The following is a 21,689-nucleotide window of genomic DNA, read 5'->3' on the forward strand; positions in this document are numbered from 1 at the left end:
GTCGAGGGCGTCGAGCCGATGACCTCCGTCACCCCGATGCGCATGAAGAAGCGCGCGGACGTGGTGAACGAGGGCGGCCGGGCGAGCGACATCGTCGCCAACGCCCCCGAGACCGAGGACAACTATTTTCTCGTGCCGAAGGTCGTCGAGTAAGGATTCTCGGCATCGTCGGAGCGGCTTCTCCGGCCCACCGCGGAGGCGAACCAACGCCCGCGGGGCCGGGCGCGTAGATCTGGAACGGGCATGACGGCACTCAACGAACTCACCCTGGCCGAGGCTCGCGACGGGCTGAAGGCCAAAGACTTCTCGGCCCGCGAGATCGCGCAGGCGCATCTCGACGCGATCGACCGGGCGAAGGCGCTCAACGCCTACATCGTCGCCACGCCGGACCGCGCCCTGAAGATGGCCGACGTCTCCGACGAGAAGATCGCCAAGGGCGAGGCCCGCCCCCTCGAAGGGCTGCCCCTCGGCATCAAGGACCTGTTCGCGACGCAAGGCGTCCACACCACGGCGGGCTCCAGGATCCTCGAAGGGTTCGAGCCGCACTACGAGTCGAACGTCTCGACCCAGCTCTGGCGCGACGGCGCGGTGATGCTGGGCAAGCTCAACCTCGACGAGTTCGCCATGGGCTCGTCCAACGAGACCAGCGCCTACGGCAAGACGATCTCCCCCTGGCGCCGCCAGGGCTCGGACGCGCCGCTGGTGCCCGGCGGCTCGTCCGGCGGCTCCGCGGCGGCGGTGGCAGCCCATCTGTGCCTCGGCGCCACCGCCACCGATACCGGCGGCTCGATCCGCCAGCCGGCGGCCTTCACCGGCACCGTCGGCATCAAGCCGACCTACGGCCGCTGCTCGCGCTGGGGCATCATCGCCTACGCCTCCTCCCTCGATCAGGCCGGCCCGATCGCCCGCACGGTGCAGGATTGCGCGATCCTGCTCGGCTCCATGGCCGGACACGACCCGCGCGACACCACCTCGGTCGACCTGCCGGTGCCGGATTTCGAGGCGGCGATCGCCCGGGGCGTGAAGGGCCTCACCATCGGCATCCCGAAGGAGTACCGGGTCGAGGGCATGCCCGCCGAGATCCAGCGGCTCTGGGACCAGGGCGCGGACTGGCTGCGGGAGGCCGGCGCGACGATCAAGGAGATCTCGCTGCCGCACACGCCATACGCGCTGCCGGCCTACTACATCGTGGCGCCGGCGGAGGCTTCCTCCAACCTCGCCCGCTACGACGGCGTGCGCTACGGCCTGCGGGTTCCCGGCAAGGATATCGCCGGGATGTACGAGAACACCCGCGCCGCCGGCTTCGGTCGCGAGGTGAAGCGGCGCATCATGATCGGCACCTACGTGCTGTCGGCGGGCTACTACGACGCCTACTACGTGCGGGCCCAAAAAATCCGGACGCTGATCAAGCGCGACTTCGAGGCGGCCTACGCCTCCGGGATCGACGCGATCCTCACCCCGGCGACGCCCTCGGCCGCCTTCGGCATCGGCGAGATGGCCTCGGCCGACCCGGTCGAGATGTACCTCAACGACGTGTTCACCGTGACCGTGAACATGGCCGGCCTGCCGGGCATCTCGGTGCCGGCCGGCCTCGACGCGCAGGGGCTGCCGCTCGGCCTCCAGCTGATCGGGCGTCCCTTCGACGAGGAGACGCTGTTCGCCGCCGCGCAGACGATCGAGAACGCGGCCGGGCGGATCAGCCTGCCGAAGGCGTGGTGGGCGTGAACGCGGCACCCGTCGTCCCGGTCTATGCGTTCTCGGTCTGGATCCAGGCCGGGTTCGATCCCCTGCTGATCGCGGTGGCGGTCTTCCTCGGCTGGAAGGCGGACCAGTTCGGCAAGGTGTTCATCGCCGCGATCGCCGCGCTCGCGGTCTCGGTGCTGTTCGCGTGGCTCGTCACGCGGATCGGCCTGCCCTGGCCGGCTCCCGTGGCGGCCGACCTGCCGACGTTCTTTCCGGTGCGGACCGTGTCGGCGTTTCTCTGGGCGGCGCTCGGGTACGGGGCGCGGCGGATGCTGAGGCGCTGAGGCGCCGACCTCCCGTTCCGGCGCGATCCCTGGAGGATCCTTCGAGGCCGCTTCGCGGCACCTCAGGATGAGGTGGTCGGGCGGGATAAGCCGGCTCGGGCGGACGGGCGTTTCGCCAGGAACTGCACCCTATCCCAATCCCCGGCGACCAAGGCTTCCTTCTTGGCCCGGCACCAGCCCTTGATCCGGCGCTCGGCCGCGACCGCATCGGCGATCCGGTCGAACCATTCCGCGTAGACCAGTGTCACCGGGCGACGGTGATAGGTGTAGCCGATACGGGTTCCGGCCTGGTGCTCGGCCAACCGCTTGTCGAGGGATTCCCCGCGGGCTGAGCCGACGTAATAGCTGCCGTCAGCGCACCGCAGCATGTAGACGAACGCAGTCAAGACGGCCTCGGCGCAACGGAAAGGACTTTGACCTTCCCGGATTCGCCACCTCCGCTCAACGGAGATGGGATCCACTCCACTCCTCATGCTGAGGTGCGCGCGGCACGCGCGCCTCGAAGCACGCGCGCCGCGTCTCCCACCCGCTACTCAGCCGGCACCGAGTGCCCGTGAGGCGCGGGCGCCGCGTCCGGCCCGGCCTCGGCGTTCTCGCCCGCGGCCACGTCCTTGCGGCGGAACAGACGCATCACCACCACGAAGAACACCGGCACGAAGAACACCGCGAGCACGGTGGCCGAGATCATGCCGCCCATCACGCCGGTGCCGATGGCCTGCTGGCTCTTCGAGGCGGCCCCCGTCGCGATGGCGAGCGGCACCACGCCGAAGATGAAGGCGAGCGAGGTCATCACGATCGGGCGGAAGCGCAGCGTCGCCGCCTGGATCGTCGCCTGGACGATGTTGGTGCCGGGCTTCCACAGGTCCTTGGCGAACTCCACGATCAGGATCGCGTTTTTTGCCGACAGGCCGATGATCGTGATGAGCCCGATCTTGAAGTAGACGTCGTTGGGCATGCCGCGCAGGTACACCGCCGCCACCGAGCCGATCACGCCGAGCGGGATGACGAGCAGCACCGAGATCGGGATCGCCCAGCTCTCGTAGAGCGCGGCGAGGCACAGGAACACGATCAGCACCGAGAGGGCGAGGAGCAGCGAGGCCTGGGAGCCCGCCTTCTTCTCCTGCTCGGACTGGCCGGTCCAGGTGTAGCCGAAGCCCTTCGGCATCCGCGTCATCAGCCGCTCCATCTCGGCGATGGCGTCGCCCGAGGTGTAGCCCGGCGCCGGCTCGCCGGTGAGGCGGACCGACTGGTAGCCGTTGAAGCCGACGATCTGGCTCGGCCCCATGCTCCACTTCAGGTCGGCGAAGGAGGACATCGGCACCATGGTGCCCTGGCTGTTCTTCACCGCGTAGTTGAGGATGTCGGCCGCCTGCATGCGCTGCAGCTGCTCCGCCTGCACGTAGACGCGCTGCATCTTGCCGAGGTTCGGGAAGTCGTTGGTGTAGACCGAGCCCAGGTTGACCTGGATCGCGTCGTTGATGTCCTCGAACTTCACGCCGAGCGCGGCCGCCTTCTCGCGGTCGATGATGAGCTCGGCCTGGGGCGTCGGCGGAAGGCCCTCGACCTTCACCTTCTGCAGGATCGGGCTCTGCCGGGCCAGCGACAGCAGCTGGGTCTCCGCGGCGGCGAGCGCCGAGTAGCCCTTCTGCGCCCGGTCCTGCAGGCGGAACGAGAAGCCCGCCGCGTTGCCGAGGTTGTCCACCGGCGGCGGCTCCTGGGCGTCGACGACGGCGTCGCGGTAGCCCGCCAGCGCCGCGTTGGTGCCGGCCACGAGGGCGGCGGCCGAATTCGCCGCGTTGCGCTCGGACCAGGGCTTCAGGGTGACGAAGGCCTGGCTCAGGTTCGGTCCCTGGCCCGAGAACGAGAAGCCGTTGAGCGTGGTCACCGTGGCGACGCCCGGTTGGGCCAGCAAGTGCTCCTCCACCTTGCGCACGGCCGCTTGCGTCCGGTTGAACGAAGCGCCGGGGGGCGTCTGGATGTCGACGGTGAAGAAGCCCTGGTCCTCGATCGGCAGGAAGCCCTCGGGCAGGCGCAGGAAGGCGAAGGCGGTGCCGGCGACGAGGATCATGTAGATCACCATCACCCGGCCGGACTTCTTGATGCACCACGTCGCCCCGCGTCCGTAGCGGGCGGTCTCGCGATCGACGATCCGGTTGAACCAGCCGAAGAAGCCGCCCTTGGCGTGGCCGTGTCCCTTCTCGACCGGCTTCAGGAGCGTGGCGCAGAGCGCCGGGGTCAGGGTCAGCGCCAGCAGCGCCGAGAAGGCGATCGACGTCACCATCGCGATCGAGAACTGGCGGTAGATGATGCCGACCGAGCCGGGGAAGAACGCCATCGGGATGAACACCGCGACGAGCACCAGCGTGATGCCGATGATGGCGCCGGTGATCTGCTCCATCGCCTTGGCGGTCGCCTCCTTCGGCGGCAGCCCCTCCTCGTTCATGATGCGCTCGACGTTCTCGACGACGACGATCGCGTCGTCCACGAGGATGCCGATGGCGAGCACCATGCCGAACATGGTGAGCACGTTCACCGAGAAGCCGGCGAGCAGCATCACCGTCACGGTTCCGAGCAGGGCGATCGGCACGACGATGGTCGGGATCAGGGTGTAGCGGATGTTCTGCAGGAACAGGAACATCACGATGAAGACCAGCACCACCGCCTCGACGAGGGTCATCATGACCTTCTTGATCGAGGCCTTCACGGCGGGCGTGATGTCGTAGGGGATGTCCCACTTCAGGCCCGGCGGGAAGAACTGCGACAGCTCCTCCATCTTGGCGCGGATGGCGCCCGCGGTCTGCAGCGCGTTGCCGTCGGGGGCGAGCGTCACCGAGATGCCCGCCGCCTCGCCGCCGTTGAGGCGGGTCGAGAACTGGTAGGCGTCGCCGCCGAGCTCGATCCGGGCCACGTCGCGCAGGCGCACGTTGGAGCCGTCGGGGTTGGCCCGCAGCACGATCGCGCCGAAATCGTCCACGGTGCTGAGCTGGCCCTTGACGATGATGGGCGAGAACACCGCGTGATCGACCGGGCTCGGCTGCGCGCCGACGGCGCCGGAGGCGATCTGGATGTTCTGGTTGCGAATCGCCTCGGTCACGTCGCCGGGCGTCAGCGACAGGCCGCGCAGCTTGTCGGGATCGACCCAGACGCGAAGCGAGCGCTCGGTCGAGTAGAGGGTGGCGCGGCCCACCCCCGGGATGCGGCGGATCTCGTTGATCACGTTGCGCATCAGGAAGTCGCCGAGACCGATCTCGTCCATCTTCCCGTCGGTCGAGACCAGGGTGATGATGTTGAGGGTCGCGGCCGACGCCTCCTCCACGAGGATGCCGTTCTGACGCACCTCCGCGGGCAGGCGCGCCTCGACGCGCTTGAGGCGGTTCTGCACCTCGACCGAGGCGAGCGCCGGGTCGGTGCCGGGCTCGAAGGTCGCGGTGATGTTGATCGAGCCGAAGGAGTCGGTGGTCGACTCGAAGCTCATGATGTTGGCCGCGCCGTTCAGCTCGTCCTCGATCAGGCGGGTCGTGCCCGTGTAGAGGCTCTCCACCGAGGCGCCGGGGAAGGCGGTCGAGAGGGCGATCGAGGGCGGCGCGATCACCGGGTACTGCGCCACCGGCAGCAGCGGGATCGACAGGGCGCCCCCCAGGATGATGAACAGGGCGACCACCCAGGCGAAGACCGGCCGGTCGATGAAGAAGCGGGCCATTAGGGGCTCGTTGCGTCGTGTCGGGTTCGTGCCGGCGGAGATCAGGTCATCCGCCGGCGGGACGGCATCGGGACGATCAGTCGGCGATCACTCGGCGTACTGAGCGACGGGCTGGGCGACCGAGTCGGTCGCGGCCGAGCTCTTCTCGCCCGCTTCCTTGCCGTCGGTGTCGTGGCTGTCGGTGTCGATCGGCTTGCCCTCGTCGGTGGCGGCCTCCGTCCTCCAGGGGACGGTCTTCACCTGGATGCCCGCGGTGATCTTCTGGAAGCCCTCGACGACGACCTTCTCGCCGCCCTCGAGACCCTCGCGGATCAGCCAGTTGCCGCCCACCACCGGGCCGACCTCGACCGGCTGGAGCATGGCCTTCCCGTCGGGCTTGACCACCCAGACCTCCGGCTTGCCGTCGCTGGTGCGCTGGATCGCCTGCTGCGGCACGGCGATGGCGTCGGCGTCGATGCCCTGCTTGATCCGGGCGCGGACATACATGCCGGGGAACAGCTCGTTGTGCGGGTTGGGGAACTGCACCCGCAGCGTCACCTGTCCCGTGCTCGGGTCGGCGGTGACGTCGGAGAAGAGCAGGCGGCCGGCCGAGCCGTAGAGCGAGCCGTCATCCATGATGAGGTGGACGTTGGCGGTGTCGGCGGCGAGCTTGGCGAGTTCGCCCGAGGCGATGTCGCGGCGCAGCTTGTTCAACTCGCCGACCGACTGGGTGATGTCGACGTAGATCGGGTCGAGCTGCTGGATCGTGGCGAGCACGCCGGTGGCGCCGGACTCGATCAGCGTGCCCTCGGTCAGCAGGGCGCGGCCGATGCGGCCGGAGATCGGCGCGCGCACGTCGGTCCAGGACAGGTTGAGCTTGGCCCGGTCGCGGGCCGCCTTGGCCCCGGCGACCTCGGCCTCGGCCTGCTTCTTGGCGGCGAACGCCGTGTCGTACTGCGCTTGGCTCGCGGTGTTGCGGGCGAGCAGGGTCTCCAGGCGCTCGGCCTGCTGGTTGGCCAGCACCAGGGCAGCCTCCCGGTTGGCCAGCGCCGCCTCGGCGCTCGCGAGCTCCACCTGATAGGGCGCCGGGTCGATCTTGTAGAGGACGTCGCCCTCGTTGACGCTGCTGCCCTGCTCGAACAGGCGCTTGACCACCAGACCCGAGACCCGCGAGCGCACCTCGGCGATGCGCATCGGCGCGACGCGGCCGGGGAGGTCGCGGACATAGGGGATCGGCTGCGGGCGCACGCTGACGACGCTGACCTCCGGCGGCGGCAGCGGAACGGGCGCGGCGGCCTTCTGCTCGTTGCAGGCCGAGACGGCGACGAGGACGGCGCCGACGAGAAGGGAGGCCGGCAGGGTCCAGCGGGAGCGGCTGCGGCCGGTCTTGTCGAGACCGAGCCCGCGACCGGGCGACTGGGGAGACGGCGTCACGATGAGGTTGCTCCTTCGATGCTCTACGGGTCGCATCGGCCTGTGTTTCGCCGGCTGGTTGGCCGTCGTGCCGATGGGCCGGACGCGGGCGGCGATCGTCGCGAGAAGGACGTCGCCCCGCGTCGCGGGGGCGGGCGGAGACCGGGTCGGCCTCGCGCTCCGTTGCAATCACCGGGCCGCCGCGACGATCGGGGAGCGGAGGGCCCTGAATGAGGATGCCGAAAGCATCGGGGATCGGCCGTTCGGGACGGCCAAGCGCGGTCGGACTACATCCTGGGCGCGAAGTTTGGCAATCCGACGACGGCGCCACGCGGCACCGTGCGTTCGCGCACGCGCTTCGGAAGGCCCGTACGACCGGGACAATGCGCCGGTCAGATCCGGGGCGGCCGCTCGAACCGGCCGAGTTCCGCGGCGGTCGGGTTCCGATCGGAAGTCGGGCGCGGCAGGGAGGACGCGTCCGCGCGTTCGGGTCGGGGATGGATCACGCTCACGCGTCCGTGGCTCGCGACCTCGTCGAGTTCGAGCATCACCCGTCCGATCCGCACGCTGGCGAGCGGGTCCGTGTCGGGGCGCTGCTCGAACGTCGCCTCGCCGCGGGACTGGGGGATGCCGCCGAGCGCCGCGCCGTCGGCCGGCAGGCCGATGACGACGAGCAGGCTCAGCAGCCCGACCAGGGCGGACAGGACGATACGTGTCGGAAGGCCGGCATGGGCACGGCCCGGCGCGGCAGGGCGGGGCATGAGCGTCACGGTGACGTTAGTGTGGTGGATGAAACGTTGCCATTCAATCGACTGCGACATTCTGGCCGGCATCCCGGCGCGGTCCGCCGGACGTCCCATCCCGCTGACCATGCCGGGACCATCAGGGGATGTGCCGGACGGCACGGCGGCCCGGACGGGGCCGGTGATTTGGCACGGGCGTTGCCGAGATCACACACGCTTGCCTTCCTCTTGCCGCGACCGGCCGCCCAAAACGCGGGATCGGCGCGCCGGACCTCGCGCGCGGCACCCCTTCGAGGAGGACCTCCGTCGTGACGACCCGATCCTTGACGACCCGCCCCCGGCCGCATCGCCTCGCCGCGATGCTCGCCCTCGGCGGCGCCCTCGCGGCGGCCGCGCTCACGCCGGCCCATGCCAACCCGCTCGACAGCGGGCCGCTCGCCGACTTCATCAACGTCTTCAAGACGCAGGCCATTCCCCGCGAGACGGTGGCCTATGCCGGCAAGGAGAAGCCCGGCACGATCGTGATCTCCACGAGCCAGCGCCGGCTCTACTACGTGCTCGGCCGCGGCGAGGCGATCCGCTACGGTGTCGGCGTCGGGCGCCGCGGATTCTCGTGGTCGGGGGTGAAGACGATCACCGGCAAGAAGGAATGGCCGGCCTGGCGCCCGCCGTCGCAGATGCTCGCCCGCCGCCCGGACCTGCCGCGCTACATGGCCGGCGGCCAGGACAACCCGCTCGGCGCGCGCGCCATGTATCTCGGCTCGTCGCTCTACCGCATCCACGGCTCCAACGAGCCCGAGACCATGGGCGCTGCGGTGTCGTCCGGCTGCATCCGCATGACCAACAAGGACGTGGTCGATCTCTACGACCGGGTGCGCGTCGGGACGAAGGTGATCGTGAAGGATTGAGGGGCGCGTGCGGGAAGTCTGTCGGTAATCCGCTCCACCGAGACCGCGCACGAACTCGTCAAACCGAGGACGCAGCCTTCGGCGGCGGCAATGGGATCGCCCAGCGGTGAGGTTTCCTCGCCTTGAACTTCGTATCCAAGTCGGCCCGGACGCACGGCAAGATCGGCTTCGCCAGCCTCGGCGCGGCCGGTGTCTCCCTCCCACCGCAAATGGAAGCCCAGGCCGGACGTTTTGCCTGGGCGAGCAGGCTCTCAGCGGCGACGGTTCGAAGGCGGCAGAGCGTCGATGCAGGCGACTTTCACGCGAGTTCACGACCGTGCCGCACCGAGATGGTGAGCCGACATACGCCGCATGTGATCTCGTTCGCCTGTTGCTCGGCGCCCAAAGTGATTCCACTTCCAGGCACTGCTTAAGAAACTGACCAAAAAGGCTTATTCGGCACTATGGTGGGCACCCTTTGGACGTCGATCGGCGCCGAAGCGGTACCCACCTTTGTACGCCGGAGGCGAAGTCTTTCAGGTGCTCAGAGTGCCTCACAAAGCTCCCGATCACTGACCGCGTCCCCTCCGGCCGCGACGGCGCAGCGGGCGTTTTGTGAGAGACACTTGGACCAGTGTGATCGGCGGATTCTTCTTGGACGCCGATCCATACCCGAAGGATCGCCGAGCCCGGTCGGACGCCATCCAGCGCGCCTTGCTGAGGGACAGCCGCGACGAGGTGGACGATCGCGTCACGCGACCGGACGGCGAGGTCTGCTGGCTGCGGTCGCGTGATCGGGTGCAGCCCGACTCCGAGGGCCGGCCTGTCCGGCATGGCGGGGTCGTCCTCAGCCTCGACGAGCAGAAACGGGCCGAGGCAGCCCTTCTCGCTCGCGAGGCGCAGCGACAATCCAGCCTCGACACCGTGCCCGAGGCCATGGTCGTCATCGATATCCTCTCGTTCAGCGCGGCGGCCGAACTCTTGTTCGGCGACATCGTGAGCCTGCGCGAATACTGTCGAGCTCGATCACCGGTCGACAGGATTGGCTTTCGGAAGGCGCGACGAAGAGCCAATTTCGATCCGCAAGCCCTATACAACCGGAAGGAGATGGGCTAACATCTCCACAAGTCGCCCGATTTTTTCATTAGACGTACTATCTTCGCGCCGTCTTATATTGGCGGAAACCGCTGTATGTGGCGCGCCCATATCGGCAATACGTGCTATTACGAAGTCGAATATGAGAATATCCACGGAGAGCAATCAAAAACATCTGCCTTACGTGTTCATTCGGCAACCGTTGGACCGGAGGATCGCTTGTGGCAACATTGGTCACCTCGTCGAGCGGCGAGGCCGAAAAAGCCGATCAGGTTCTTTGGACAAGCACCGCAGCCTTTACGGCAAGTTTCGCGGTATGGACCATATTTTCAATCATCGGCATTGGAATAAAAGACGAGCTAAGCTTATCCGATAGCCAATTCGGCTTACTCATCGGCATCCCAATATTGTCAGGATCCGTTTCTCGGCTCTTCCTTGGGGTCTGGTCTGACCGCTATGGCGGCCGCAAGATCTTCGCAGCTCTCATGTTCGTCTCTGCGGCAGCGACCTATGCGCTGATCTGGGCCGACAGCTACCCGGCGATGCTCCTGGCTGGCCTCGTCGTCGGTCTGGCCGGGGGCACCTTCTCCGTGGGCGTGCCCTATGTGTCGCGCTTCTTCTCCCCGGAGCGACAGGGCACCGCGCTCGGCGTCTTCGGAGCCGGCAATGTCGGCGCGGCCGTCACCAAGTTCCTCGCGCCCTTCGTGATGGTCGCGATGGGCTGGCGGGGCGTCGCCGAGGTTTGGGCGGCCGGCCTTGCCATCACCGCCACCCTCTTCCTGCTCCTCACCAGGGACGAACCGCGCGGCGCGGCCGATCGCCCGGCGACGCGCGAGCCGTTCCTCGCCCAGTTCAAAGTGCTCGTCCACGCGCAGGTCTGGCGTTTCTCACTGTATTACTTCTTCGTCTTCGGTGGCTTCGTCGCCCTGGCCCTGTGGCTTCCGCACTATCTCGTTGCAACCTACGGCCTTTCCCTGTCCTCGGCCGGCATGTTGGCCGCCTTCTACTCGGTACCGGCCAGCCTGTTCCGGATCTATGGCGGCGTGCTGTCCGACCGCTACGGCGCCCGTGCGGTGCTTTACTGGACCTTCGGCGTGGGCGTCGTGTCCACCTTCATGCTCTCCTATCCACCGACGACCTACATCATCGAGGGAATCCGGGGGCCGATCCGCTTCTCGACGAGCCTGGGGCTCACCCCGTTCCTCGTCATCATGTTCGTGCTCGGCTTCTTCATGAGCCTGGGCAAGGCCGCCGTGTTCAAGCACGTGCCGGTCTATTACCCGCAGGACGTCGGCGCGGTCAGCGGTCTCGTCGGCATGATCGGCGGGCTCGGCGGCTTCCTCCTGCCGGTCGCCTTCGGCGTCCTGGAGGATCTGACGGGCGTCCGAACCGCCTGCTTCGCCCTGTTGTTCCTCGTTGTCGCGGTCTCGCTCGTCTGGATGCACGTGTCGATCCAGAAGCTGGATCGCGCCGCGGCTCCGTCTGGAACGGCGCGGGATGTGCCGGCACCGGACGAGCGCCTCCGGCCCGAGCAGAAGGCGCAGGACGCTCACCTCCTGACGGACTGGCGACCGGAAGATCCGCTGTTCTGGGAGAGCACGGGGCGCGCCATCGCCCGGCGCAACCTCTGGATCTCGACCTATTGTCTCGCGCTCGCCTTCGCCGTCTGGCAGCTCTGGAGCATCGTCGTGGCCTGGCTGCCCGCGGCGGGCTTCCACTTCACCTCGAACCAGCTCTTCTGGCTCGCGGCGGCGCCGGGAATTTCCGGTGCGACCCTGCGTATCTTCTACTCGTTCCTCGTGCCCGTCTTCGGCGGACGATTGTGGACGGCGCTCTCGACCGGCACGCTTCTTATCCCCGCCTTCGGCATCGGCTACGCCGTCCAGAATCCGCAGACGCCGTACCTGATCTTCCTGACGCTGGCGCTTCTCTGCGGCTTCGGCGGCGGCAACTTCGCCTCCTCGGTCGCCAACATCTCCTTCTTCTTCCCGAAGAAGGAGAAGGGCCGCGCACTCGCGATCAATTCGGGCATCGGCAATCTCGGCGTGAGCGTCATGCAGCTCGCGGTTCCCATCGTCGTCTCGATGGGCCTCTTCGGCTATCTCTCCGGTGCGCCGCAGACGGCGCCCGACGGCGCCACGATCTGGCTGCAGAATGCCGGCTTCCTCTGGGTCCCGCTGATCGGGGCCGGCGTCATCGCCGCCTGGCTCGGCATGAACGACATCGCCTCGGCCAAGGCGTCCTTCACCGAACAACTGGTGATCTTCCGGCACCTGCACACATGGGTGATGTGCTGGCTCTACACCGGCACCTTCGGCACCTTCATCGGGATGTCCGCCGCGTTCCCGCTCCTGACGCGGCTCGTCTTTCCCGAGGTCGACGTGCTCCACTACGCCTTCATCGGGCCTCTGGTCGGCGCCCTGTCACCCGCATTCTCGGGCGGGCTGTCGGACCGCCTCGGCGGCGAGCGCGTGACCCTCTGGGTCTTCGTCTCGATGATCGTGTTCGCGCTGCTCCTGATCTGGGCGCTCGAAATCCGGAGCTTCCCGCTCTTCTTCGCCATGACGCTGCTGCTCTTCTTCTCGAGCGGCATCGGCAACGCGTCGACCTTCCAGATGGTGCCCGGGATCATGGCGCGGGTCATCGACGCGCAGGAGCCGCAGGCGACCACCGAGGAGCGGCGGCGTCGGACGGAAGGAGAGAGCGCAGCCATCACCGGTTTCATCTCGGCCATCGCGGCCTATGGCGGTTTCTTCATCCCCAAAGCGTTCGGAACCTCGATCGACACCTCCGGAAGTGCCGACGCGGCGCTCTACGGCTTCGCCGCCTTCTTCATCACCTGCGCAGGGGCCACGTGGTTCTTCTACACCGGTCCGCGCGGGCTCTTCAGGACGACGGAGCGACGCGCATGAGTCACTTTCTCGACCGCCTGACCTTCTTCCGGCAGCGCCGCGAAACCTTCTCCGACGGCTGGGGCGTCGCGACCGACGAGCCGCGCGCCTGGGAGAACACCTATCGGAAGCGCTGGGCCTCGGACAAGATCGTCCGCTCCACCCACGGCGTGAACTGTACCGGCTCCTGCTCCTGGAAGATCTACGTCAAGGGCGGGATCGTGACCTGGGAGACGCAGCAGACCGACTATCCCCGCACCCGGCCGGACCTGCCCAATCATGAGCCGCGCGGCTGCCCGCGGGGCGCGAGCTACAGCTGGTATCTCTATTCGGGAACGCGCATCAAATACCCGCTCGTGCGCGCTCGGATGCTGAAGGCGTGGCGCGAGGCCCGCGCCTCGCTCGGCCCGGTCGATGCCTGGCGCAGGATCGTCACGGATGGCGAGACGCGGGCGGGCTGGGTGACGCGCCGCGGACGCGGCGGCTTCGTGCGGGCGACCTGGGACGACGTCGCCGACATCATCGCGGCGGCCAACATCTACACGATCAAGGAGTACGGACCCGACCGCATCACCGGCTTCTCGCCCATTCCCGCGATGTCGATGGTCTCCTACGCGGCGGGCACGCGCTACCTGTCGCTGATCGGCGCCAGCTGCCTGAGCTTCTACGACTGGTACTGCGACCTGCCGCCGTCCTCGCCGCAGACCTGGGGCGAACAGACGGACGTTCCGGAGAGCGCCGACTGGTACAATGCCGGGTTCCTGCTCGTCTGGGGCTCGAACATCCCCCAGACCCGCTCGCCGGATGCCCACTTCTACACGGAGGCCCGCTACAAGGGTACGAAGAGCGTCGTCATCTCGCCCGATTACAGCGAGGCCTGCAAGTTCGCCGATCTGTGGCTGCATCCGAAGCAGGGCACGGACGCCGCGTTGGCGCTGGCGCTCGGCCACGTCGTCCTGAAGGAATTCTACATCGACCGGCAGGTGCCGTACTTCCAGGACTACGCGCGGCGCTACAGCGACATGCCGTTCCTGGTGAAGCTGGTCGAGCGGGATGGACGGCTGCTCCCGGAGCGCTTCCTTCGTGCCGCCGACTTTGCGGACGGCCTCGGTGAGGGCAGGAATCCGGACTGGAAGACCGTCGCCCTGGATCAGGACGGACGCGTCGTCTGCCCGCGCGGTTCGGCCGGCTTCCGCTGGGGTGATCCGGGCAAGTGGAATTTGGAGGAGAAGGACGGCGCCGGCGCGCCGGCCTCCTTACGCCTGTCGCTTGCCGGGATCGAGGATCGGCTGGCGCCGGTCTCGTTCCCCTATTTCGGCGGCATCGCACCGGGGGGCTTCGTCGCCACCGATCATCCCGAGGTGCTGAGCCGCCTCGTGCCCCTGCGCCGCGTCGCGCTGAAGGATGGAGAGGGGCTCGCCGCCACGGTGTTCGACCTGCTCTGCGCCAATTACGGCGTCGACCGCGGCCTCAGTGGGGCCGACGTCGCCGCGACCTACGACGACGACGTGCCGTTCAGCCCGGCCTGGGCGGAGCGCATCTGCGGCGTGCCGCGGCAGGCGATCCTGCAGACCGCGCGCGAATTCGCGGAGACCGCCGAGAAGACCGACGGGCGCGCCATGGCCATCGTCGGCGCCGGGATCAACCATTGGTACCACATGGACATGAGCTATCGCGGCATCATCGCGCTGCTCATCCTCTGCGGGTGCGTCGGGAAGTCGGGCGGCGGCTGGGCGCACTATGTCGGGCAGGAGAAGCTGCGTCCGCAGACCGGCTGGCTGCCGCTCGCCTTCGCCCTCGACTGGGTGCGCCCGCCGCGCCAGATGAACGGGACGTCGTTCTTCTACGCGCATTCCGACCAGTGGCGCTACGAGACGCTCGGCGTCTCCGACATCCTCTCGCCGACGGCGCCCCCCGGCGACTGGTCGGGCTCGATGCTCGACTACAATCTGCGCGCGGTGCGCATGGGCTGGCTGCCGTCCGCTCCGCAGCTCGACACCAATCCCCTCGCGCTGGCGCGGCGATTGGAGGCCCAGGGTGAGGAGCCTGCCAAGGCCCTGCCGCGCCTCTTGAAGTCGGGCGAGGTCAAGTTCGCCATGGCGGATCCGGACGCGCCGCAGAACTGGCCGCGCAACATGTTCTTCTGGCGCTCCAACGTGCTGGGCGCCAGCGGCAAGGGGCACGAATACTTCCTCAAGCACCTCATCGGCTCCTCGCACGGAGTCGTCGGGACGGAGAACGGAATCCGGCCGGACGAAGTCGTGTGGCGGGAGGAAGCGCCCAAGGGCAAGCTCGACCTGATGGTCAACATCGACTTCCGCATGTCGACGACGAGTCTCTACTCCGACATCGTCCTGCCGACGGCGACTTGGTACGAGAAGCACGACCTCAATACCTCGGACATGCATCCCTTCATCCACCCGCTCACGGCCGCGGTGGATCCGGTCTGGGAGGCGCGCAGCGACTGGGACATCTTCCGCACCATCGCGCAGACCTTCTCCCGCCTCTGCGAGGGCGAACTCGGCGTCGAGACGGACATCGTCCTCAATCCGATCCAGCACGACAGCGCGGCCGAACTCGCCCAGCCCTACGCCCCGCTCGACTGGGGCCGCGGCGAGACCGATCCGGTGCCCGGCCGGACCATGGCGAACATCGCCGTGGTGGAGCGCGATTATCCCGCGACCTACGAGCGGTTCACCGCCATCGGCCCCAAGCTCGATACGCTCGGCAACGGCGGCAAGGGCCTCGATTGGGAAACCACGCACGAAGTCGCCTTGCTCGGCGCGCTGAACGGCCGCGTCGAGACGGGACCGGCGGCCGGCCGGCCGAAGGTCCTGACCGACATCGACGCCTGCGAAACGATCCTCATGCTCGCGCCGGAGACGAACGGACAGGTCGCGGTCAAGGCCTGGGAGGCCTTGAGCCGGGCGACCGGGCGCGATCACAGCCACCTCGCAGCCGGCAAGGAGGAGGAGAAGATCCGATTCCGGGACGTCGTGGCTCAGCCCCGCAAGATCATCTCCTCACCGATCTGGTCGGGCCTTGAGAGCGAGAAGGTCTGCTACAGCGCCGGATACACCAATGTTCACGAGCTCATTCCCTGGCGCACCCTGACAGGACGACAGCAGCTCTTTCTCGACCATCAGTGGATGCTTGCCTTCGGCGAGGGCTTCGTGACGTGGCGTCCGCCCATCGACACCAGGACGGTGGCGCAGGTCGCCGGCAAGCTGCCGAACGGCCACCCCGAAATCCAGCTCAACATCCTCACGCCGCACCAGAAATGGGGGATCCACTCGAGCTATACCGAGAACCTCTTGCTGCTCAGCCTCAACCGCGGCGGACCGACGATCTGGATCAGCGAGGTCGATGCCGCGAAAGCCGGTATCGAGGACAACGATTGGATCGAGGCCTTCAACGTCAACGGAGCGGTGACGGCCCGCGCGATCGTCTCCCAACGCATCATGGAGGGCTCGGCGATCATGTATCACGCGCAGGAAAAGCTCGTGAATACCGTCGGCTCCGAGATCACCAACCAACGCGGCGGCGTGCACAACTCCATGACGCGCATCAACATGAAGCCGACGCACATGATCGGCGGCTATGTCCAGTTCGCCTACGGCTTCAACTACTACGGAACGGTCGGCGCCAATCGCGACGAGTTCGTCATCATTCGCAAGATGAGCCAGGTCAACTGGTTCGACAAAGCCGTCGACGACACGTTCAACACGGAAGCCACCGCCGATTGGGGCGGTCACGGCGCCCAATCAAGCCCCGAGTCGAAGGAGACGGCGGCATGAAGGTTCGCGCGCAGATCGGCATGGTGCTCAATCTCGACAAGTGTATCGGCTGTCACACTTGCTCGATCACATGCAAGAACGTCTGGACCAATCGTGAAGGCGTCGAATACGCTTGGTTCAACAATGTCGAGTCGAAGCCCGGGATCGGTTATCCGAAGGATTGGGAGAACCAGCACCGCTGGAAGGGCGGGTGGGCGCGCAAGCCGAACGGGCGCATCGAGCCGAAGATCGGCGCCAAATGGCGGGTCCTCTCGAAGATCTTCGCCAATCCCGACCTGCCCGAGATTGACGATTTCTACGAGCCCTACACGTTCGAATACGGCTGGCTGCAGCAGGCTCCGGAGCTTCAAGCACAACCGTCCGCAAAGCCGCGCTCGCTCATCACGGGCGAGGTGATGAACAAGATCGAGTGGTCGGGCAATTGGGAGGACGATCTCGGCGGCGAGTTCTCCCGCCGGTCACAGGATTACAACTTCGACGGCATCGAGAAGGAAATCTACGGCCAGTTCGAGAAAACCTTCCTGATGTATCTGCCGCGCCTGTGCGAGCATTGCCTCAACCCGGCCTGCGTTGCCTCCTGCCCCTCGGGCGCGATCTACAAGCGGGAAGAAGACGGCATCGTCCTGATCGATCAGGAAAAGTGCCGCGGCTGGCGCATGTGCGTCTCGGGCTGCCCCTACAAAAAGATCTACTACAACTGGTCGTCCGGCAAATCCGAGAAGTGCATCTTCTGTTTCCCCCGCATCGAGGCGGGCCAGCCCACGGTCTGCTCGGAAACCTGCGTCGGGCGGATCCGCTATCTCGGGGTCGTGCTGTACGACGCCGACCGCATCGAGGAGGCGGTCTCCGTCGAGGATCCGAAGTCGCTCTACGAATCCCAGCTCTCGATCTTCCTCGATCCCCACGATCCGGCCATCCGCAGGCAGGCCCTCCTCGACGGCGTGCCGGAGGAGTGGCTCGACGCAGCCCGCCTGTCTCCCGTCTACAAGATGGCGATGGAGTGGAAGGTCGCCTTCCCGCTCCACCCCGAATATCGCACCCTGCCGATGGTCTGGTACGTGCCGCCCCTCTCGCCGATCCAGTCTGCGGCCGAAGCGGGCAAGATCTCGGCCAAGAACGGGATGCCGGATGTGGAGAGTCTGCGCATCCCGATGCGCTACCTCGCCAACATGCTCACCGCAGGTGAAGAGGCACCGATCGTCTCCGCGCTCAGGCGGATGCTGGCCATGCGCGCCTACATGCGCGCCAAGACCGTCGACGGGCGCCTCGACGAGAGCATCGCGCGAGAGGTCGGACTGACGGCGCATCAGATCGAGGACATGTATCGCTACATGGCGCTCGCGGCCTACGAGGACCGCTATGTCATCCCGACCAGCCATCGTGAGGTGAACGAGAACGCCTATCACCTGCGCGGCTCGACCGGCTTCTCCTTCGACGAACCGACCAACGGTGCCACGAAGACGAACCTGTTCGGCGGCGCCAAACGCACCCCGCGCAAGCCCTACATGGACGTGCCGCTATGAAGTACACGCTGCGCGCCCTCTCGGCCCTGATTGCCTATCCGAGCGAGGATCTCCAAGCCCATATCGGCCCGGTCCGCGAGGCCCTGTACCGGGAGGCGGAACTGCCGCCCGAGGCCCTGGCCCGCCTCGACCCGCTATTCGACGCCTTCGCGAGCCAGGACCTGTTCGAGCTGCAGGTGCATTACTGCGAGTTGTTCGACAGTTCGCGGGCGCTCTCGCTGCATCTGTTCGAGCATGTCCACGGCGATGGCCGCCAGCGCGGACAGGCCATGATCGATCTCGGGCAGACCTATCTCGCCCGCGGCTTCATGATGCGGGAGGCCGAGCTTCCCGATTACCTGCCGATGTTCCTGGAGTTCCTGTCGATCCTGCCGCAGGACGAGGCGGAGGAATGGCTCGCCCAGCCGACCCACGTGCTGGCCACCCTGGAACAGCGGCTGATCGAAAGGGAGACGTACTACGCGGCGGTGCTGCACAACCTGCTGCATCTCGCGAAGCGCAGGCCAAGCTCCGGAGCCGTCCAAGACCTGCCCGACTACCGCGATCCGGCGACGCCCGACGAAATCGATCGGGCTTGGGAGGATGCTCCCATCGACTTCAGAGCCCCGCTCGGGGAAGCGACCCAGCCATCCACGCTGATGACGCGCCTGCGCGCCGCCCAGCGCGACGCGAGAGACCACGCAAAAGGAGGCTAACATGTGGGAGGCGGTCAACTATCTCCTCTTCGGCTGGTATCCGTATCTGGCGGTGACGGTCCTGGTGTTCGGAAGCATCCTGCGCTTCGATCGGGCGCAGTATTCCTGGCGCTCCGAATCCTCGCAGTTCCTCCGGCGCAAGCAAATGCTGGTTGGGTCGAACCTGTTTCATCTGGGAATACTGGTCATCCTGGTCGGCCATTTCGTCGGCTTGCTGACCCCGATCGCGCTGTTCGAACGGTTCGGCATCAGCCACACGGCCAAGCAGCTGATGGCCATCACGGTCGGCGGCATCGCCGGCATCGCGGCCCTGATCGGCTGCTCGCTCCTGCTTCACCGTCGCCTGTTCGATGCCCGCATCCGGCGCAGCTCCTCCATCGGCGACATCCTCGTGCTCGTCCTGATCTGGCTGCAACTGATCGTCGGCATCGGCAGCTTCTACTGGACGTTCCAGGCGCTCGACGGGCACGAGATGGTCCGCTTCATGGGATGGGCTCAGGGCCTTCTCACCTTCCAGCCCGGCGCGGCCGACCTCCTGCTGGAAACGGCGCTGGTCTACCGCCTCCATATCGTCATCGGCCTGACGATCTTCCTGATCACCCCCTTCACCCGGCTCGTGCATGTCTTCAGCGCACCGGTCTGGTACCTGTTCCGGCCGGGTTATCAGGTCGTACGCTCGCGGCGCGGACCGGCCCAAGCGATCCCCGACCCGTTCGCCGGCGCGATCAGCGGGGCGTCCTCGATCGGACGGGCTCAGGCGGAGAGCGCGCAATGAGTGCCACACTCATCATCGACCGCCGCCCGGACCCGGCAATGCCGGCCGGCTGCGGCAGCGGCTGCGGCTGTGCCTCGGCGCCGAAACCACCCGCGCCGCCCCCGAGCGACGGCCGCGTCTCCGTCAACGGCGTGGCGATCGCGGCCGAGGCGATCGCCCGCGAGATCCAGCATCATCCCGCAGGCGACGGCGCCGCTGCCTGGAGAGCGGCGGCGCAGGCCCTCGTCGTGCGCGAATTGCTGCTTCAGGCCGGCCGGTCGGCGGGGTTCGAATCCCGCCCGGAACGGGACGAGGCCGGGCGGTGGGAACTGGCCGAGGAAGCGCTCATCCGCGCCGCCCTCGATCTCGCGCCCGAGCCGCCGAGGGCGGGCGCGGCGGAGTGCCGGCGCTACTACGAGGCGAACCTCCACCGCTTTCGCATGCCGGACCTGTTCGAGGCGTCCCACATCCTGTTCGAGCCGGCCTCCGACGACGCGGCGGGTTGGCAGCGGGCGGAGCGGGAGGCGCGTGCGCTGGCGGCCGAACTCGGCGACGCTCCCGGCGACTTCGCCGAGGCTGCGCGCGCCTTCTCCGCCTGTCCGACGGCGCGCCAGGACGGATCGCTCGGCCAGTTGCGCCGGGGCGAACTGGTGCCGGAAATCCAGGCGGCGCTGGAGGCACTGACGGCGGGCACCACGGGTCGCGTTCCGGTCCGGTCCCGCTTCGGCTGGCACATACTGCGCCACCAGCGCCGGATCCCCGGCAAGACCCTGTCCTTCGAGATGGTGGCCGACAAGATTGCCGAGATGCTGGATGCCCGCGCCTGGACGATGAGCGCCGCCGCCTTTGTCCTGCAACTGGCAAAAGACGCTGAGATCGAGGGCATCGTCCTCGACGGCGATGTCGTATCGCACTTGCCCTGAAACGGGCCGTACCCGGTCGTGACGCCGGACCGCATCGAGTCTCGCAAGTAAGAGGAGGCTTCAGATCTTGAACGAGCAGCAGCGCCTCGACGGTCCACCGCTCAACCCAACCCTGCGAAAGGGGACGGACGGCACGCATGATACGAGCCGCACCGCTGCGCCCCTCGAGAGTATCTCGATCCGCAAGCCGCACGGTGGACATTGGGCGTGGGTTTGCCTGGCAGTGTTTGTCATCTGCGTCCTCGTTTCTCTTGTCCTTATTTTCGGATGAGCCGGCTGATCGTTCTCCGTGTGGTGACCTGAGTTCAAGGTTAGAACAGGGTCATCCGCTTCATCGTTCGCCATCGCCCGCTCACCTGAGGCGAGAGGCTGACCCGCGATCGGAATCGGACCCTTCGCCGCGACCGCCAAGCCCTTCAGAAGGCCGCGCGCTGCGACTCGTCAAACTGCCGAAGCGGGCCCAGGAAGCCGGAACACTCCATTCCCCGTGCGGAGGCGTTGCCGTGCGACGCGCTGCATCCGAGCCGATCGTACTTCAGCCTCTTTGGGCGCTCGTACGCCTCCGGCAATGCGCCTGCGCGACGGGGCTTGGCCCAAACGCCGCGACCTCGCACTTTCTGCAGCAGGGTCTTGGCCGATGCCGGATGGAATGCGCCAGCCGACAAACTCGCTGCCACGTCGAATATCTGAATTAACGAAATCAATGAGCTGGACAGGATCTTACCGACAACCTTCCCGTACGCGCACATGAGGGGCGCGTGCGGACCTGCGTCGGCAGTACGGCGCGACGCCTTTGGTGATCGAGGGGCGGCAGGCCGATCCGGAGCCTGTCCGTCCTCGCCGCGGCCCGGACCATCATCGCGGCGTGGCGGGTCGAGCATGACACCGGCCGCCCGCGACGCGCCTCGGCGAGCAGACCGAACGCGTTCTCGGTCCGGTCGGGATCCGGAACGGCCCCGGTTTGTGAACGGGGGCACGCAGGGGCGAGGATAGCCGGTCAACGTTCCTTGCCGAGGGCGTCGAGGGCGGGGCCGAGGCCGCGGAAGGAGAGCGGGATCGTCACCTCCTGCCCGCCCGCATCCTTGAACATCAGCCGGCCCGGCGCCTCCGCGTCGCGCCAGCGCTTCAACGCCTCCTCCTTCACGGGCCCGTCCGCCAGACAGCCGCCGGGCAGGCAGCGTCGCCACGCGAGATCGAGCACGGGAGCCTTGGTCTCCCTCTCGTCGAGCGCGATCCGGACGGTCGAGGGAAAGCTCACCGCC

At 67.3% G+C, this 21,689-nt stretch carries 15 protein-coding genes and 1 pseudogene; 11 read left to right on the forward strand and 5 right to left on the reverse strand.

Going from position 1 to position 21,689, the window contains the following annotated elements:
* The 3 genes from gatC to MFF42_RS05050 all read left to right on the forward strand — a co-directional run.
* On the forward strand, positions 1 to 153 hold a 153-nt coding region (gene gatC, locus MFF42_RS05040; protein ID WP_238254796.1), incomplete at its 5' end, for an Asp-tRNA(Asn)/Glu-tRNA(Gln) amidotransferase subunit GatC.
* A 90-nt stretch (positions 154 to 243) separates the two neighbouring features.
* A complete protein-coding gene (gene gatA / locus MFF42_RS05045; protein ID WP_238254784.1) occupies positions 244 to 1,725 on the forward strand; it encodes an Asp-tRNA(Asn)/Glu-tRNA(Gln) amidotransferase subunit GatA in 1,482 nt (493 codons plus the stop codon).
* Complete coding sequence (locus tag MFF42_RS05050; protein WP_238254785.1) at positions 1,722 to 2,027, forward strand: hypothetical protein; 306 nt, start codon at positions 1,722 to 1,724, stop codon at positions 2,025 to 2,027. The genes gatA and MFF42_RS05050 overlap by 4 nt, the downstream gene beginning before the upstream one ends.
* Positions 2,028 to 2,089: 62 nt before the next feature.
* Here the strand turns inward: MFF42_RS05050 and MFF42_RS05055 are convergent, their stop codons facing one another.
* From MFF42_RS05055 to MFF42_RS05070, 4 genes are all read right to left on the reverse strand, one after another.
* Positions 2,090 to 2,413 carry a GIY-YIG nuclease family protein gene (locus MFF42_RS05055; RefSeq protein WP_238254786.1) on the reverse strand — a complete coding sequence of 108 codons (324 nt, stop codon included), beginning with the start codon at positions 2,411 to 2,413 and terminating at the stop codon, positions 2,090 to 2,092.
* 143 nt (positions 2,414 to 2,556) lie between these two features.
* On the reverse strand, positions 2,557 to 5,727 hold the full coding sequence (locus MFF42_RS05060) for a multidrug efflux RND transporter permease subunit (RefSeq protein WP_238254787.1): 3,171 nt from the start codon (positions 5,725 to 5,727) through the stop codon (positions 2,557 to 2,559).
* Positions 5,728 to 5,814: 87 nt separating this feature from the next.
* A complete protein-coding gene (locus MFF42_RS05065; protein WP_238254788.1) occupies positions 5,815 to 7,140 on the reverse strand; it encodes an efflux RND transporter periplasmic adaptor subunit in 1,326 nt (441 codons plus the stop codon).
* Between the two features lie 371 nt (positions 7,141 to 7,511).
* Positions 7,512 to 7,880, reverse strand: coding sequence for a hypothetical protein (locus MFF42_RS05070; protein ID WP_238254789.1), 369 nt, complete (start codon positions 7,878 to 7,880; stop codon positions 7,512 to 7,514).
* A gap of 290 nt (positions 7,881 to 8,170) precedes the next feature.
* On the opposite strand from MFF42_RS05070, the gene MFF42_RS05075 reads away from it, so the two are divergent.
* The 8 genes and pseudogenes from MFF42_RS05075 to MFF42_RS05110 all read left to right on the forward strand — a co-directional run bounded on the left by MFF42_RS05075 (position 8,171) and on the right by MFF42_RS05110 (position 20,427).
* Positions 8,171 to 8,770: a L,D-transpeptidase gene (locus MFF42_RS05075; protein ID WP_373875135.1), complete on the forward strand. Its 600-nt coding sequence runs from the start codon at positions 8,171 to 8,173 to the stop codon at positions 8,768 to 8,770.
* A gap of 648 nt (positions 8,771 to 9,418) precedes the next feature.
* Positions 9,419 to 9,739: pseudogene (locus MFF42_RS05080) on the forward strand (PAS domain-containing protein); the annotation flags it as partial.
* A gap of 335 nt (positions 9,740 to 10,074) precedes the next feature.
* On the forward strand, positions 10,075 to 12,756 hold the full coding sequence (locus MFF42_RS05085) for a nitrate/nitrite transporter (RefSeq protein WP_238254798.1): 2,682 nt from the start codon (positions 10,075 to 10,077) through the stop codon (positions 12,754 to 12,756).
* Complete coding sequence (locus MFF42_RS05090; protein WP_238254790.1) at positions 12,753 to 16,532, forward strand: nitrate reductase subunit alpha; 3,780 nt, start codon at positions 12,753 to 12,755, stop codon at positions 16,530 to 16,532. The genes MFF42_RS05085 and MFF42_RS05090 overlap by 4 nt, the downstream gene beginning before the upstream one ends.
* On the forward strand, positions 16,529 to 18,055 hold the full coding sequence (gene narH, locus MFF42_RS05095; protein ID WP_238254791.1) for a nitrate reductase subunit beta: 1,527 nt from the start codon (positions 16,529 to 16,531) through the stop codon (positions 18,053 to 18,055). The genes MFF42_RS05090 and narH overlap by 4 nt, the downstream gene beginning before the upstream one ends.
* Positions 18,052 to 18,750 carry a nitrate reductase molybdenum cofactor assembly chaperone gene (gene narJ, locus MFF42_RS05100; protein WP_238254792.1) on the forward strand — a complete coding sequence of 233 codons (699 nt, stop codon included), beginning with the start codon at positions 18,052 to 18,054 and terminating at the stop codon, positions 18,748 to 18,750. Before narH ends, narJ begins: the two co-directional genes overlap by 4 nt.
* A gap of 1 nt (position 18,751) precedes the next feature.
* Complete coding sequence (gene narI / locus MFF42_RS05105) at positions 18,752 to 19,525, forward strand: respiratory nitrate reductase subunit gamma (RefSeq protein ID WP_238254793.1); 774 nt, start codon at positions 18,752 to 18,754, stop codon at positions 19,523 to 19,525.
* A complete protein-coding gene (locus tag MFF42_RS05110) occupies positions 19,522 to 20,427 on the forward strand; it encodes a peptidylprolyl isomerase (RefSeq protein ID WP_238254794.1) in 906 nt (301 codons plus the stop codon). Before narI ends, MFF42_RS05110 begins: the two co-directional genes overlap by 4 nt.
* A gap of 997 nt (positions 20,428 to 21,424) precedes the next feature.
* Here the strand turns inward: MFF42_RS05110 and MFF42_RS05115 are convergent.
* A partial coding sequence (locus MFF42_RS05115) for an invasion associated locus B family protein (protein ID WP_238254795.1) occupies positions 21,425 to 21,689 on the reverse strand: 265 nt, incomplete at its 5' end.

Origin of the sequence: Methylorubrum podarium, from assembly GCF_022179745.1 — a bacterium.
GTDB classification, from domain to species: domain Bacteria; phylum Pseudomonadota; class Alphaproteobacteria; order Rhizobiales; family Beijerinckiaceae; genus Methylobacterium; species Methylobacterium podarium.